Annotated in this window: 17 protein-coding genes; all 17 read left to right on the top strand. The window is 42.8% G+C overall.

Going from position 1 to position 14,188, the window contains the following annotated elements:
- Nucleotides 1–11: 11 nt before the first annotated feature.
- A complete protein-coding gene (locus DFR59_RS15190; protein ID WP_114746557.1) occupies nt 12–1,496 on the top strand; it encodes an ATP-dependent helicase ComFA in 1,485 nt (494 codons plus the stop codon).
- Nucleotides 1,493–2,185, top strand: a complete 693-nt coding sequence (locus DFR59_RS15185) for a ComFC family protein (RefSeq protein ID WP_114746520.1) — start codon at nt 1,493–1,495, stop codon at nt 2,183–2,185. Before DFR59_RS15190 ends, DFR59_RS15185 begins: the two co-directional genes overlap by 4 nt.
- 59 nt (nt 2,186–2,244) lie before the next feature.
- Nucleotides 2,245–2,655, top strand: a complete 411-nt coding sequence (locus tag DFR59_RS15180; protein WP_114746519.1) for a TIGR03826 family flagellar region protein — start codon at nt 2,245–2,247, stop codon at nt 2,653–2,655.
- A gap of 131 nt (nt 2,656–2,786) precedes the next feature.
- Nucleotides 2,787–3,059 carry a flagellar biosynthesis anti-sigma factor FlgM gene (gene flgM, locus DFR59_RS15175; protein WP_342768319.1) on the top strand — a complete coding sequence of 91 codons (273 nt, stop codon included), beginning with the start codon at nt 2,787–2,789 and terminating at the stop codon, nt 3,057–3,059.
- 84 nt (nt 3,060–3,143) lie between these two features.
- The gene (locus tag DFR59_RS15170; protein ID WP_114746518.1) at nt 3,144–5,450 is read left to right on the top strand and encodes a hypothetical protein; all 2,307 of its coding nucleotides are present in this window, start codon (nt 3,144–3,146) and stop codon (nt 5,448–5,450) included.
- Nucleotides 5,447–5,743 (top strand): EscU/YscU/HrcU family type III secretion system export apparatus switch protein, encoded by a 297-nt coding sequence (locus DFR59_RS15165; RefSeq protein ID WP_114746517.1) that lies wholly within the window; start codon nt 5,447–5,449, stop codon nt 5,741–5,743. The genes DFR59_RS15170 and DFR59_RS15165 overlap by 4 nt, the downstream gene beginning before the upstream one ends.
- 47 nt (nt 5,744–5,790) lie before the next feature.
- Nucleotides 5,791–6,243, top strand: coding sequence for a flagellar export chaperone FliS (locus DFR59_RS15160; protein WP_114746516.1), 453 nt, complete (start codon nt 5,791–5,793; stop codon nt 6,241–6,243).
- 3 nt (nt 6,244–6,246) lie between these two features.
- On the top strand, nt 6,247–7,128 hold the full coding sequence (gene hag / locus DFR59_RS15155; RefSeq protein ID WP_114746515.1) for a flagellin Hag: 882 nt from the start codon (nt 6,247–6,249) through the stop codon (nt 7,126–7,128).
- Between the two features lie 105 nt (nt 7,129–7,233).
- Nucleotides 7,234–7,671 (top strand): YaaR family protein, encoded by a 438-nt coding sequence (locus DFR59_RS15150; protein WP_114746514.1) that lies wholly within the window; start codon nt 7,234–7,236, stop codon nt 7,669–7,671.
- Nucleotides 7,672–7,750: 79 nt separating this feature from the next.
- Nucleotides 7,751–8,224, top strand: coding sequence for a flagellar protein FlgN (locus DFR59_RS15145; RefSeq protein WP_114746513.1), 474 nt, complete (start codon nt 7,751–7,753; stop codon nt 8,222–8,224).
- Between the two features lie 13 nt (nt 8,225–8,237).
- Complete coding sequence (gene flgK / locus DFR59_RS15140) at nt 8,238–9,884, top strand: flagellar hook-associated protein FlgK (protein WP_114746512.1); 1,647 nt, start codon at nt 8,238–8,240, stop codon at nt 9,882–9,884.
- A 15-nt stretch (nt 9,885–9,899) separates the two neighbouring features.
- Complete coding sequence (flgL, locus tag DFR59_RS15135; RefSeq protein WP_114746511.1) at nt 9,900–10,808, top strand: flagellar hook-associated protein FlgL; 909 nt, start codon at nt 9,900–9,902, stop codon at nt 10,806–10,808.
- Nucleotides 10,809–10,903: 95 nt separating this feature from the next.
- Nucleotides 10,904–11,467 (top strand): DUF6470 family protein, encoded by a 564-nt coding sequence (locus DFR59_RS15130; RefSeq protein WP_114746510.1) that lies wholly within the window; start codon nt 10,904–10,906, stop codon nt 11,465–11,467.
- A gap of 18 nt (nt 11,468–11,485) precedes the next feature.
- Nucleotides 11,486–11,929 carry a flagellar assembly protein FliW gene (gene fliW / locus DFR59_RS15125; RefSeq protein ID WP_114746509.1) on the top strand — a complete coding sequence of 148 codons (444 nt, stop codon included), beginning with the start codon at nt 11,486–11,488 and terminating at the stop codon, nt 11,927–11,929.
- Between the two features lie 6 nt (nt 11,930–11,935).
- A complete protein-coding gene (gene csrA, locus DFR59_RS15120) occupies nt 11,936–12,160 on the top strand; it encodes a carbon storage regulator CsrA (protein ID WP_114746508.1) in 225 nt (74 codons plus the stop codon).
- Between the two features lie 148 nt (nt 12,161–12,308).
- Nucleotides 12,309–13,676 carry a flagellin N-terminal helical domain-containing protein gene (locus tag DFR59_RS15115; RefSeq protein ID WP_114746507.1) on the top strand — a complete coding sequence of 456 codons (1,368 nt, stop codon included), beginning with the start codon at nt 12,309–12,311 and terminating at the stop codon, nt 13,674–13,676.
- A 132-nt stretch (nt 13,677–13,808) separates the two neighbouring features.
- The gene (gene flaG, locus DFR59_RS15110; protein ID WP_114746506.1) at nt 13,809–14,165 is read left to right on the top strand and encodes a flagellar protein FlaG; all 357 of its coding nucleotides are present in this window, start codon (nt 13,809–13,811) and stop codon (nt 14,163–14,165) included.
- The last annotated feature ends 23 nt before the right edge of the window (nt 14,166–14,188 follow it).

The following is a 14,188-nucleotide window of genomic DNA, read 5'->3' as shown; positions in this document are numbered from 1 at the left end:
GAGCTGAAATATTGAGATTCATTGTTCAAAATGAAACATTAATCCCCGAGCCGCTTGCCCCAAAGGAATTACCCCATGAATTAAAACCCATCGCACAATATGAGGAACTCCCTCACAAACCTCAGCAGCCATACCATTTCTCAAAGGAACTCCAGAACCTCCTGACAGGAAAAGCCCTCCTTCTTGATGAAATTCCATTTCCAATTGAACTGCTACACGACCACTACCTCCATGGTTATGTCTCCTATCAAAAAGGTATCGAAAACGGTTGTTGCCAGCGATGCGGCACAAGCAAACTCCATCTAATCACAAAAATGCAGTGCTCCCGCTGCCATCACAAGTGCCGCTACTGCCGCAACTGCATCATGATGGGAAGGGTCTCAGAATGCACCCCGCTCATAACATGGACCGGACCTCCCCCGGAACAGCAATATGAAAACATTCTCCAATGGGAAGGACATCTCTCACCTGGACAGCAGGAAGCATCCGATAAACTCATTAAAGCTATTCATAAGAACACAAATCTTCTCGTCTGGGCCGTGTGCGGAGCGGGAAAGACGGAAGTTCTCTTCGCGGGAATTGAAGAAGCAATCACAACAGGAATGCGTGTCTGCATCGCAAGTCCGCGAACCGATGTCATCCATGAATTGACGCCTCGCCTTCAACGAGCATTTCCGGAAGTCCCGGTCGTTTCACTTTATGGGGGAAGCGAACAGAAGTGGGACTACTCTCCGCTGACCATCGCTACTACCCACCAGCTGCTTCGATTCCGATCTGCTTTTGATGTCATGGTCATCGATGAAGTCGACGCTTTTCCCTTCAGTATGGATGCGGCGTTGAAATTCGCGGCAGCCAAAGCACAAAAACCCGAATCAAGCACTATCTACCTCACTGCAACGCCCAACCGCAGTCTGCAGCAGCAAGCCAATCTAGGAAAGCTTCCATATGTAAGGATCCCCGTCCGTTACCACGGTCATCCGCTCCCTGTCCCTGTTTTTAAATGGGGGACCGATTGGCAGAAGAAGTTCTCCAAAGGAAAAATTCCACTCCCATTAAGAAAATGGACAGAACAACGGCTTGCAAGCAAAACACAAGCTTTCATTTTCTTTCCAAATATCGAAACGATGCAAAAAGCACTTCCTTTATTTCAAAAACTAAATCCTTCTATAGAATCTGTACACGCTGAAGATCCAGAGAGAAAAGAAAAGGTCCAAAAAATGAGAAACGGAGAGATTCCGATTCTCTTGACGACCACAATCCTGGAAAGGGGAGTGACAATCCCGGGCCTGGATGTGGCGGTTGTAGGAACGGATGATCCGACATTCAAAGAAGCAGCGCTCGTCCAAATCTCCGGCCGGGTGGGAAGAAGTGCATCTCAGCCAACAGGAAACATTACGTTTTTTCACTTCGGAAGGACATATGCAATGGAAAAAGCCAAGCTTCATATTTTAAAAATGAATAATGAAGCGAAAAAGAGGGGGTGGCTCAAAGAATGAGCGGACATTGCCTGTACTGCCATGAACCCGTCTATCCTAATTTCAACTGGACAGCCATGATTAAAGTCTGCGACATCGAACCTTTTTGCCCGGCTTGCCAGGACGAACTCCAATTAATAGAAGGAGAACGGTGCAAAACGTGCTCACGTCCTCAGAAGGAAAGCGGACAATGCCAGGATTGCATCCAATGGGAAGAAGGGGAATGGAGCGGATCCCTCAGTCAAAATCACTCATTTTATGTGTACAATGACTTTTTCAAAGAAGTCTTGGCCAAGTATAAATATCGGGGAGATTACTTGATATCAAAGGCTTTTTCAAATTTAATCAAACGTTTGATTAAGAAAGAAAAGCCTGATATCATCGCGCCAATCCCGCTTAGCGCAGAGAGGTTATACGAGAGGGGATTCAACCAATCGGAAGCGCTGATTATTGAAGCAGGATTCCAGCCAGCACATCTGCTTGAAAGAACCCACTCGGAAAAACAGTCTAAGAAATCACGGAGAGAACGGATTGAAGCTGAACAGGTTTTTCGGCTAAATCCAGAATGCGCCACTATCATTGAAAAAAAATCAATCCTCCTTATCGACGATATCTACACAACTGGCGCCACTCTCCGCCATGCCGCAAAGGTCCTGAAAGACAATGGGGCCAAAAAAGTTTCTTCCTTAACAATAGCGAGAAGCATTTAACTGTCATCGAAACCTGCCGATATAAAGAACAGAAAGAATTGTGCAGGGAGAGATGACAGATGGCAGAATTAACGAACTGTCCTACATGTGACAGCATTTTCGTGAAAAATGCGTTCCGCGATGTATGCGAAAAATGCTTCAAAGAAGAAGAAAAACAATATGATACGGTCTATGCCTTTTTAAGAAAGCGTGAGAACCGGGCAGCCACAATCCCGACAATTGTCGCACAGACGGGAGTTTCCGAGGACCTGGTCCATAAATTTGTCCGCAAAGGTCGATTTAACATCGCCAATTTCCCGAATCTAGGCTACCCTTGCGATAAATGTGGCTCTATCATCAAGCAGGGGAAAATTTGCGAAAACTGTTCTTCCACACTGCGAGCGGATCTTAAAACATTCCAAAACGAACAGAAGCGTGCGATTGAAATCAGGGAAAAAGAAAAAGCTACGTATTACTCAAATAAAGACTAAGGTAAAAGGCTCGTTTATGGGCCTTTTTTATTGGAAAAAGATTAGTATCAACGAACTATGGATATACACTAAACAAATATAAAAATCTTCCGATATAATGTATATAAGAAAAGCGGACGGAGAAAAGAGAGGTGTTAAAATTGAAGATCAATCCATTTAATAATTCTGGAATTAACCCTTACAAGAAGCAAGCGGAGAAATATGAAAAGACTGCCCAGACAAGAGGGATGGGCAATGACAAAGTGGAGATTTCTACTGCCGCAAAGGAAATGCAGCAGTCTTCCCAGCTGATCATAGAGCGCCAGGCAAAAGTGGAAGAATTGAAGCAGAAAGTAGAAAGCGGCGAATATAAAGCCGATCCAAAAGAGACGGCAAAGGCAATGTTGAAATTTTTTCGAAAATAAAAACCAACACACACGGATGGATCTAAGAGCTCAAGGATGAGCGCAGATGAAAGAATCCCTTAAAAGTGTGGAGCGTGAACAGACATGCAAGTGGCAAACGAACAGAAATTGACGAACTTCGCCCCTTCAGATAAGGCAATCACGTTGAAGGAAGGGGATATTTATCATGCCTTCATTAAGGAGAAGCTCCCAAATGACGAGGCCATCCTCCAAATAAGAAATCAGGATTTCAAAGTAAAGTTTGAAAATCCTGCATCAACCCAGGGCAAAACGATGATTCAGGTCGTCGACGCCAATCAATCCCCGCCTTTAGTAAAGAGTGCGGCATCTGCAGATAATGGAAAAGGAACCGGTCAAAAAGCTGATCTCGATAAAACCCTTCTCCAGCTTAATGACGGAAAGCCTGTATCAGATGGCATTAAATCAGCAGCTGCCATTCTTCAGCAAAAAGGCATCCCGCTCACAAAACAAACCTTTCAGGATTTGAAAAAATTCATAGAATCAGAGCCAGGAAACATCAATCAAAAACTCGAAACCATTGCAGTTATGGCGAAAAAAGGGTTGGATTTCACCCCGGCACAAATGAAGTCCGTCCATGAAGCCCTATTTGGTTCATCTTATGGCAAGGAATTGGCGCAGCTTGCGAAAGAAATTGACGGCCAGTTTTCATTCACGAAAGTGGAGAGTGCTCCATATGGCAAGCCTACGGATGTTTTAAAAGCGGCAATCGATGAAATCAAGCATGGTGACATCGCAAAAGCCATCGCCATGTTAAAGGACGAGCTAAGAAAGGATCCTTCTCTTTCTGGAATCAAGAAGAGTCTTACACAAAGCGAACAGCTGCTTCGCTTGGCTGAGAACAAAAATAACGGAGACAGCCAAAAGCTCCTTAAGCTTGCAGCTAATCTTCTTCTCTCTACATTGAAGCAAGATGGGGCTGTTCAAATATCACAGAATCCTGTCCTGGCAGAAGACAATCGATTAAACGAAATCGCAAAACTGATGAAGTCTATCCAAAAAGACCCGGATTTATCTAAAATCCTTCAAAACCTGAATGGATTGACAGATAAACTGTCGGATGGACAAGCCGGCATCCTGCAAAATGCAATTCAAAATGCCAATCAACTTTCTTCTATAGGAAAAGAAATGGCTGCCCGCCAGGAACTGATGAATGCAATGAAAAGAATAGAAGGGGAGATTAAGCAGTCACTGCCTTCCCAGGACATCACTAATACTCAAGACTTCTATCAGCTTAATGATGATTTGTTTGCTTCCATCCCATTTCAATCGAAGGATTTCATTGTAAGTAAGATTACGCTGAAGCTTTCACAAGCTGCAATTGATTTTAAGTCATTCAAACAGGATGTCACCCGGAATCTCCAAACAGTCGAGCAAAACATTGGAAAAGCATCAGCGAAACCTCTGCTTGAAGCAACAATCAAACAGCTCGATCAGACCATTTTAAAAAGTGACTTTATGCTTTATACCGATATGAAGACGGAGAAGAAGCTCATGACGGCGAGCACGCAGCTTGCCCAAGCTAAGCAGCTTCTTGCAGATGGCGACTATCCAGGTGCAAAAAAAATCGTCTCTGACATCAAAATGATGATTGATAAAATAACGTTCAAACCATCCGACACGCGCGTTCAGCATTTTGTTTCAAAAGAATTGACACAGCTTGATGGGGCAGCACCGGAAAAGCAGCTGCTTCAGCAGTTTGATCAAGCCCAGGCAGCGTTCAAACAGCAGCCGACAGCCCGTGGAGCATTCGAATATTTGAAACAGATGGGATTGACGCATGACGCGGACCACGCCCAGGCACTTGTCCAAAGTTCAAAGAATGAAAGTGCCTTGGATACTAACATGAAGAATATCTTAATGAAGCTGCAGAACGAAGCGGATGGCATTTCCCAATCCTCGTTGAAGGTTGATGGATTGATGCAGAACCTGACAGGGCAGCAGCTTCTTAGCAAGAATGACCCATCCGGGCTGCAGAGCATGATGTTCTCGCTGCCGCTTGTGCTGAAAGACCAAGTAGAAAACGTAAAGGTCTTTATCAACTCTAATAATAGCTCGCAAAAAATAGATTGGGAGAATTGCAGCCTCTTCTTTTTACTGGAAACGAAGAAGCTTGGGGATCTGGGAATTTCTTTAAAAACAACGAACCGCAATCTTTCTATTAATATTAAAAATGACAGCCCCGGCTTCAAAGAAAAAATGGCTCCGTTAACGGATATCGCGAAGGAACGTCTAGAGGAAATCGGCTATGGAATCGGCAGCGTCCAGTTCTCTTCTTTACATACAGCTCCAGCAAAAGAACAGTCAAAAGCCGAGAAGCCGTCAATCAAAAATCCTGCCTTTACAGAGAAAGGATACGATTTTTCGATATGATGCCGCATTATTTTAATCAGAAAAACAAGAGAGCCATGAACGGACCGACTGCTGCAGTCATCCGCTACGATGAAGGGGAAGGTGGCTCGCCGACCGTTGTTGCACAGGGCTCCGGTGTTCTTGCAGCAAAAATTATTGAACTGGCCAAGCAGCACAACATCCAGATGCAGGAGGATGAGAGCCTGGTCAAGCATTTGCTGGACATCGACTTGGGAGACAACATTCCTCCACAGCTGTACTCGGTTATTGCGGAAATCCTGCTGCTGATCGAGGAAATGGAAAAAACGTATTAATAACATTCTTTTTGAACCGATAAAACAAATAGCGGGAGGATTAAAAAATGGATTTTATAACAAAAGAATTGATTTACCAGAAATCATCCCAGGAGATTACGTCGCTTTTATATGAGGCGGCCATTGATGACTTAACGTATGCAATTGATGATATTCATCAAAAAAAATATATCGACTCCAACATTAAACTGAAAAATGTTAATGATATTTTGCAGCGGCTCGGGGTTGGATTGAATTACGACGCGGGAATCATTGCGGATCAGCTCGATGCCCTCTACAACTATATGGCGGATCGGGTCATTGAAGGAAATCTTCAGAAAGATCCTGCCATTTTAAGAGAAGTGCTTGAAATTCTGACCAGGATTTCAGACGCCTGGAACACAGCGCTTAAAGAGAAGCCAAGCACAAAAGCTGACTTGAAGAGACAGAAAGCCAATGCCTACGAAAAGCATATTTTAGTATACGAGCGCGACGAGAATACGGTAGAAGAGGGGAAATAACAGATGAGAATCAACCATAATATCCAAGCATTGAATGCATACCGAAACCTATCCCAAACAATGTCCAATACATCAAAAAATCTTGAGAAGCTTTCTTCAGGCCTCCGCATTAACCGTGCAGCAGATGACGCAGCAGGTCTGGCGATTTCCGAAAAAATGCGTTCCCAAATCCGCGGCCTGGACATGGCTGAGCGAAATGCATTGGATGGGATTTCCCTCATCCAAACCGGTGAAGGCGCCTTGAACGAAACCCACAGCATCCTTCAGCGTATGAGGGAATTATCGGTGCAGGCTTCAAACGGAACGTTGACTGATGAAGACCGGGGAGCAATTCAGAAAGAAATGGATCAGCTCACATTTGAGGTTGACCGAATTGCGGATACTACCCAGTTTAACCAGAAGAAATTGTTAAGCGGAGATCCCGCTGCTACTGGAGATGATTTGAAAGTGTCTCTCCAAATTGGTGCAAATGAATCAGAAACAATGGAGTTCTCGTTGAGTGTAATGGACGCTGTAAACCTCGGAATTGCAACAGATGATAAATACAATCCTTTAGCAACAGCAGGAGAGAAAGCTGTCCATGGGGTTTATGTAAGTACAGCAGAGGACGCAAGCGCTGCAATAACAAAGATTGATAAAGCAATTCAAAAGGTATCGGACGAGCGAAGTAAACTTGGTGCCATTCAAAATCGTCTGGAGCATACCGTTACAAACATCCAGACAGCCAACGAAAACCTGACATCTGCTGAATCCCGCATCCGCGATGTGGATATGGCGAAAGAAATGTCAGAGTTCACGAAGAACAACATTTTGAACCAAGCTGGACAAGCCATGCTTGCGCAAGCGAACCAGCTGCCGCAAGGAGTTCTTCAACTTTTGAAATAATATAAGCGAGGAGATATCAATCTTTTGACATCTCCTCTTTTTTCTTCTATTTACATGATTTAGAATAGTAGTAATTGAAGAAATTAATAGAACGGGTGAACAAACATGGAAGTTCAAAAAGTAGGAAAAGCGGGCATGCAGAAGTTGTCCAAAAAAGAACAGGTTGCCTCTGAATCTATTTCCTTTTCGGAAGTGATGGCCAATAAACGAGGCAGCGGGCTCTATGATCGTTTTGCCAAGCTGGCATCAGATATTGAAGATCAAGGGAAAGTCTTGGCTGAATCCAGAACTGTTGACGATCTTCGCAAGTATAAAAAAATGGTGAAATCCTTTTTGGAGGATACTATAAAGAATGGCATGCAGCTTGAAGAGCAGAGAGGCTTCAATCGAAGAGGCCGTACGAAAATCTACAAGATTGTGAAAGAGGTAGATTCCAAGCTGATGAACCTCACGAAAGATGTCCTCAATAAAGAGAAAAAAGGACTCGAAATCCTCAGCCAAGTCGGAGAAATCCAAGGAATGCTGATCAATATCTATACGTAAATAGTCCTAAATTCAATTCACACATAAAAAAGTCGCCATTTTTGCCGATATAACGATTAGAACAGCAGGAGGAGTTTTAATGTCTATCCAACTTTCAATCATTGAGTTTATGGAAAAATTAATCAAGCTTCATGGCAGTCTCCATCAACTGGCCAAGAAAAAAACGGATGTAATAAAAGTTGGAGACATCGAAACTCTTACTCAGCTGATGAAGGACGAACAAAAGCATGTGAAAGCGATTGAGATGCTGAATGGGAAGCTGGTAGGCATCTGCGAGGAAGCTGCACCGGGTAGAACCCTCACTGAATTCATAAATTCGCTTGATGAAAAAGATCGTAGTCAGTTAATCGAACTGCAAAAACAATTAACTGGTGAAGCTAAAAAACTAAAAGAAGTAAATGACTTAAATCAGGAACTCTTAGAGCAGTCACTTCAATATATTTGGCTCAATCTTGATTTGTTTAGCGGTGATATTTTGTCGCTTCAATATTCTAAGTCTTTAACGAATCAAGAAGAATCGCCTTCTGCATCTATATTCGAATCAAAAGCATAATGGAGGTCTACCGATGACATCTACTTTTCATGGTCTTGAAACGGCAAGGCGCGGGCTGGTCACACAGCAAAATGCTCTATACGTAACAGGACATAATATATCGAATGCGAATACTCCAGGGTTTTCCCGACAGCGTGTCAACTTTGTCCAAACGGAGCCATATCCGGCAGCAGCCATGAACAGGCCGCAGATCCCTGGACAGATGGGAACGGGCGTTGAAGCCGGTTCCATACAACGTGTTAGGGAAAGCTTTCTCGATTATCAATATCAGGGGGAAAACAATAAGCTCGGCTACTGGTCATCCCGTGCCACTTCTTTAAGCAAAATGGAAAGCATCATGAATGAGCCGAGTGAAGACGGATTGTCTGCCGTTATGGGACAGTTCTGGCAGTCGCTGCAGGATTTAAGCGTCTATCCGGAAAACCAAGGGACGCGCTCCGTTGTGTTGGAACGTGGACAGGCCGTTGTGGACACCTTTCATTATCTTCACGATTCCCTTACTTCTATTAAAGATGATCTAGGAAATGAAGTTAGCGTAGGGCTTAGGGACATTAACTCCATTTTGAAAAAAATCGGGGATATCAACGAATCGATTGCGTCCGTTGAACCTCATGGCTATTTGCCAAATGATCTATACGACGAGCGGGACAACCTTGTCGATCAGCTTTCCGAATACGTAAATATCAAAGTAGAAAAAGTTTCTTCAGGTGGAAACTCTTTAGATATAGCAGAGGGAAAATACAACATTAAACTGTTGGATGCTTCCGGAAAAGATACAGGAGTATTTCTTGTAAATGGCGCGGATTATTCGCAAATGGGCTTCCAAGGGGGAGACGACAAGATTGCGTATAATCCAAGCGGCAGCATTGAAAAAGGAGACTTGAAACTTTTCGATGCAAAAGGCGAAGTCAAGTTGAAGGATCTCTCCTTGGTGGATGACAATGGAGCTATGAATTTCTCCCAAGGAAAACTCCGGGGCCTCATTGAATCCTATGGGTACAAAACATATGATGCCAGTGGAACGGAAACTGGGGAAAAAGGAATTTACCCAGATATGCTGGATAACCTTGATAAGTTGGCTTTCACTTTTGGAAATGTTTTCAATGCCGTTCAAAAAGAAGGCTATGGATTACCGGGAACGGCCAAAGCGGATAACTTCTTTAATCTCGGAAGCCTCTCGACGAGTAATTACAAAGGAGCTTCGTCTTCCATCCAAATGGCAGATCTCCTTCCTGAACAAATTGCAGCTTCCACAATTGAGGACAACGCAGGTGATGGAACTAATGCGATCAATATGAGCAACATCCAAGGATGGGAGCTTTCATCAACTACACCAAAAGAGTTAGAAGGATTAAGCGCAACACTTAATCTACCATCATTAAGTGCAATCGGAAACGGAACGATGAAGTCATTCTACGAAGGAATGATTGGGAAGCTTGGCGTCGATGCCCAGCAGGCAAACCGACTTCAAAACAACAGTCAGACGCTTCGCCAATCCGTAGATGAAAACCGGCAGTCCGTCAGTTCGGTTTCACTTGATGAAGAAATGACCAACATGATTAAATTCCAGGCAGCCTACAATGCGGCTGCACGAAATATTACCATAATCGATGAAATGCTCGATAAAATCATCAACGGCTTGGGAACAGGCGGAAGATAGGAGGTTGAATAAGTAATGCGAATCACACAGAATATGCTCGCCACTAACATGCTGAGAAACTTGACAAACAGCTACGACAAAATGGGAACGCTCCAAGACCAGCTGGCGACAGGCAAGAAAATCAACCGGCCTTCCGATGACCCGGTTGTTGCAATGAAAGGCGTCTCTTACCGAGACAGCCTGATGCAAATCGACCAGTTTAAAAGGAACTTCGGTGAAGCCTACAACTGGGTAGAGAATTCTGATTCTGCTTTGGATAAAGCGACGCAGGCTCTTCAAAGAATCCGCGAGCTGGCTGTGCAGGCATCCAATGATACATATGATGCAACACAGCGCGACGCTATCAATCAGGAAGTCGTACAACTTAAGGAGCAGCTTGTTCAGCTCGGCAACACCAAGTTTGGAGAGAAATATCTTTTCAACGGAACGGATACTTTATCACAGCCGATTGATTTGGCTGCCACTCCGCCAAAAGTTTCAACAAACACCAATCCGGTCAAGCTGGAGCTTTCAAAAGGCGTATATATACAAGTGAACGCAGACCCGACCAAGGTATTTACTTTGGACAACTCAACAAATCCTCCATCCGGATTATTCGGCGATATCGATCAGCTGATCACGAAGTTGTCTGATCCGAACTCAACAGGCGATGACATCAATGATTCATTGAAGCAGCTGGACGGCCATATCCAAAATGTGACTTACGCCCGTTCGGAGCTTGGCGCGAGAATGAACCGTGTTGAATTGATGGAAAATCGAATCGATGAGCAGCAGGTCATTGCCAACAAAGTCCTCTCTGACAATGAAGATGCGGATATGGAAAAGGTTATCACAGATCTTAAAGTACAAGAAAGCGTCATGCGGGCAGCCATGGGAGTGGGTGCACGGATTATACAGCCGAGTTTGATGGATTTCTTAAGGTAAGCCCCAGACTAATGACAAGCGCTTTCATTTAGTCTGAATATAGATAATATTAAAGCTATCTCATTAGGGATAGTTTTTATTATAAGGTGATTCCAATGAACATACCCCAAATCAGAATACAATCGCAATCAGCCAAAATCGCCATGGAAACGAGTGCGCCTGTCCAGACGATTGAACAGCCTCATGCACAGATGCAGCTTCACCAGGAGAATGCCCATATTACTATGGAAACAATAAAGCCGAGGCTGACAATCGATCAGTCGCAGGCATGGGCTGATATGAACCTGAAAAGTGTTTTTCGGATGAATGCTGAAGCGGCCCAGCGGAGCGAGCAGGAGTGGTTCCAGGAGATGGCGGAAAGTTCACAGGAAGGGGACGAGCTGATGATGATTGAACATGGTGGAAATGTTATGGCCGCACAGGCAGAACGACACGGCGAACTTCCAACCTATGATTTTAATATCGGCTACATTCCTTCTAATTTTTCAGTGAAAGTCCATTTTGAACCCGGACGACTATACATGGACGTTACCCCGCAAAAGGTTGTGAATAATACTCAAGTACGCAAGCCATACATCGATTCTCAGCGTGGACATGTTTCCATCGGTATGAGGCAGCAGGCAAATCTGCAGATTGATTTTGTAAACCTTCAAGTATAAAGAAAAGGAATGGTAGAAATGAGTATCAGTACAAAATATCACGGAGAAATGGAAGTTGCCCAAGAAGAGATTTGGCATTTTGACAGTGGGATTCCGGGCTTCTTAAATGAAAAGACATTCGTTCTTCTTCCATTAGAAGACAATCCTCTTTTTCAAATTCTTCAATCCACTGAAAACAAGAACTTGGCATTCGTTTTAACCAATCCATTTTATTTTAATAAAAACTATGATTTTAAAATTGACGAGGGTACTCTTGAACAGCTGTCGCTTCAAAATGAAAAAGATGTTGCCGCTATGGTGATCGTGACGGTTAAAGATCCTTTCGAAAAGAGCACTGCCAACCTTCAAGCACCGGTCATCTTCAATCTATCAAACCAAAAAGCGAAGCAGATGATTCTCACACAGACGGAATACAAGACGCGAGAATTTATCTTTCAACAGCTTCCAGCTTCGAAGGGGTGACGAAAAATGCTAGTTTTGACGAGAAAAAACGGTGAAAGCATTCAAATCGGGGATGACATTGAAATTACGGTGATTGGAATCAAAGGTGATCAAGTGAAAATCGGCATCAATGCCCCCAAACACATAGAAGTGCATAGGAAAGAAATCTACTTAGAGATCGGTCAGGAAAACGAGCAGGCGTCCACTGGGCTGGCCAATCTACTAAACATTTTGCCGAAAAAAGAAAAATAAATAAAAAATTTATCAAAAACTATTAAAGACCCTCGAACCATGTCGATATAACTAATGTAAGGAAATTCAACGGACGGCCGCCGTTGAATCTCTAAAAATTCCAACGGTTCACAAGGACGTGAGCCATACATTCAAGGAGGAAAAATAAATGCAAATCAATCATAATATTGCTGCATTAAATACTTACAACAGATTGAACGCAGCTTCTAACGCCCAATCTAGATCTATGGAAAAATTATCTTCAGGTATGCGTATCAACCGTGCTGGAGATGATGCTGCAGGTCTAGCAATTTCTGAAAAAATGCGCGGTCAAATTCGTGGTTTAGATCAAGCTTCAGCAAACGCACAAGATGGAATTTCTATGATTCAAACTGCTGAAGGCGCTTTGAATGAAACACATAGTATTCTACAACGTATGCGTGAACTTTCCGTTCAGGCTTCAAACGATACAAACACTAGCACTGACCGTGATGCTATTCAAAAGGAAATGGACCAGTTAACTAGTGAGATTGACCGTATAGGTAATACTACGCAATTTAATAATAAGAATTTATTAGATGGTTCTCAATCTCAAAGTGTGACTTTGGACTCGGCGAATACGAAAGTATTAAAGGCTGAAGTATTAACAAGTACAGATACAGGGACATATTCACTTCAAGTTGCTTCAAAGAGTACTACAGCAGCAAACTTGGCTGCAAATGGAACTGGTGTTACTAGCGCTGACATCACAATTAATGATACTGGTTTCGATGTAAACCAATCATATTCAATTAAGGTAGAAGATGGTACTTCGGGTGGCGGATTAAAGAAGTTAACTTTCATGGCAGAAGACGGAACAGTTATTGATACGCAAGATGATGTAGATGTATCAAATGCAGTTTCTTTAGATGCAGCCGGTGCAACAACATTAGGAATTGGTGCTGGTAAAATTACTGGTAACGGTACTATGAAGTTCGATGTTGGTATTAAGGCTGATTATACTGTAACAAATACGTCAACAAATGAAGCGACAACTAAGACTGTTACAACGACTGATGGAACAGTTAATGTAGGAGCCTTCCAATTAACAGTTGATAAAACTTTAACTGCTGCTACTGATGCTACTGCCTTTAAAGTGAGTGGTGAAGCTGTTCAATTGCAAATTGGTGCAAATGAAGACCAAAATATGAGAGTTGCTATAAGAGATATGCGCGCACAGAATTTAGGTGTGGATAATATTGATGTCTCTTCCTATGCAAATGCCAAGGCTGCAATTACAACTATTGACAAAGCTATTAAAACCGTATCGGAAGAACGTTCAAAATTAGGTGCATACCAAAACCGTTTAGACCATACTATCAACAACCTAGGTACATCTTCTGAAAACTTAACAGCTGCTGAATCTCGTATTCGTGACGTAGATATGGCGAAAGAAATGATGAATCAAACTAAGAACTCTATCCTTTCTCAAGCTGCACAAGCAATGTTGGCTCAAGCTAACCAACAGCCACAAGGTGTTCTTCAGTTGTTACGTTAATTTTTCAAAGAAAGAGGATTCCGTTTTGGAATTCTCTTTTTTCTTTTAAACTTCTATAATTTTTCCCCTTAACTCTTCCATTATTTATCCGATATAGTTAATAGAACAATTGAATAAAGGAGAATCATTACTATGATTGAACGGGTGCAAGGGCAAACGCCTACTTTACTATCTAATTCAGGAACAGTTCAAAAAGAGTCTACAGAATCTAAGTCATCCGAACTAGTTCAATCACAAAAGCAAGAAGAAAAGCAGCAGGAAGTAACAAAAGAAAAGCTGGAAAAGGTCATCAACAGCATGAATGACTTTGTGTCAGCATCTAATACGCATTTGAAATTTGAGTTTCATGATAAATTGAAAGAATACTATGTGACGATCATCGATGATAAGACGCAGGAAGTAGTAAAGGAAATCCCATCAAAAAAAATGCTGGATATGTATGCAGCGATGACGGAATTTCTTGGTTTGATGGTAGATAAAAAGATATAAAGGGGTTGTTTTCACTTGAGTAC

It is taken from the genome of Falsibacillus pallidus, assembly GCF_003350505.1.
GTDB classification, from domain to species: domain Bacteria; phylum Bacillota; class Bacilli; order Bacillales; family DSM-25281; genus Falsibacillus; species Falsibacillus pallidus.
The sequence above is the reverse complement of the archived record's forward strand: the minus strand, read 5'-3'. Positions and strand labels throughout refer to the sequence as shown.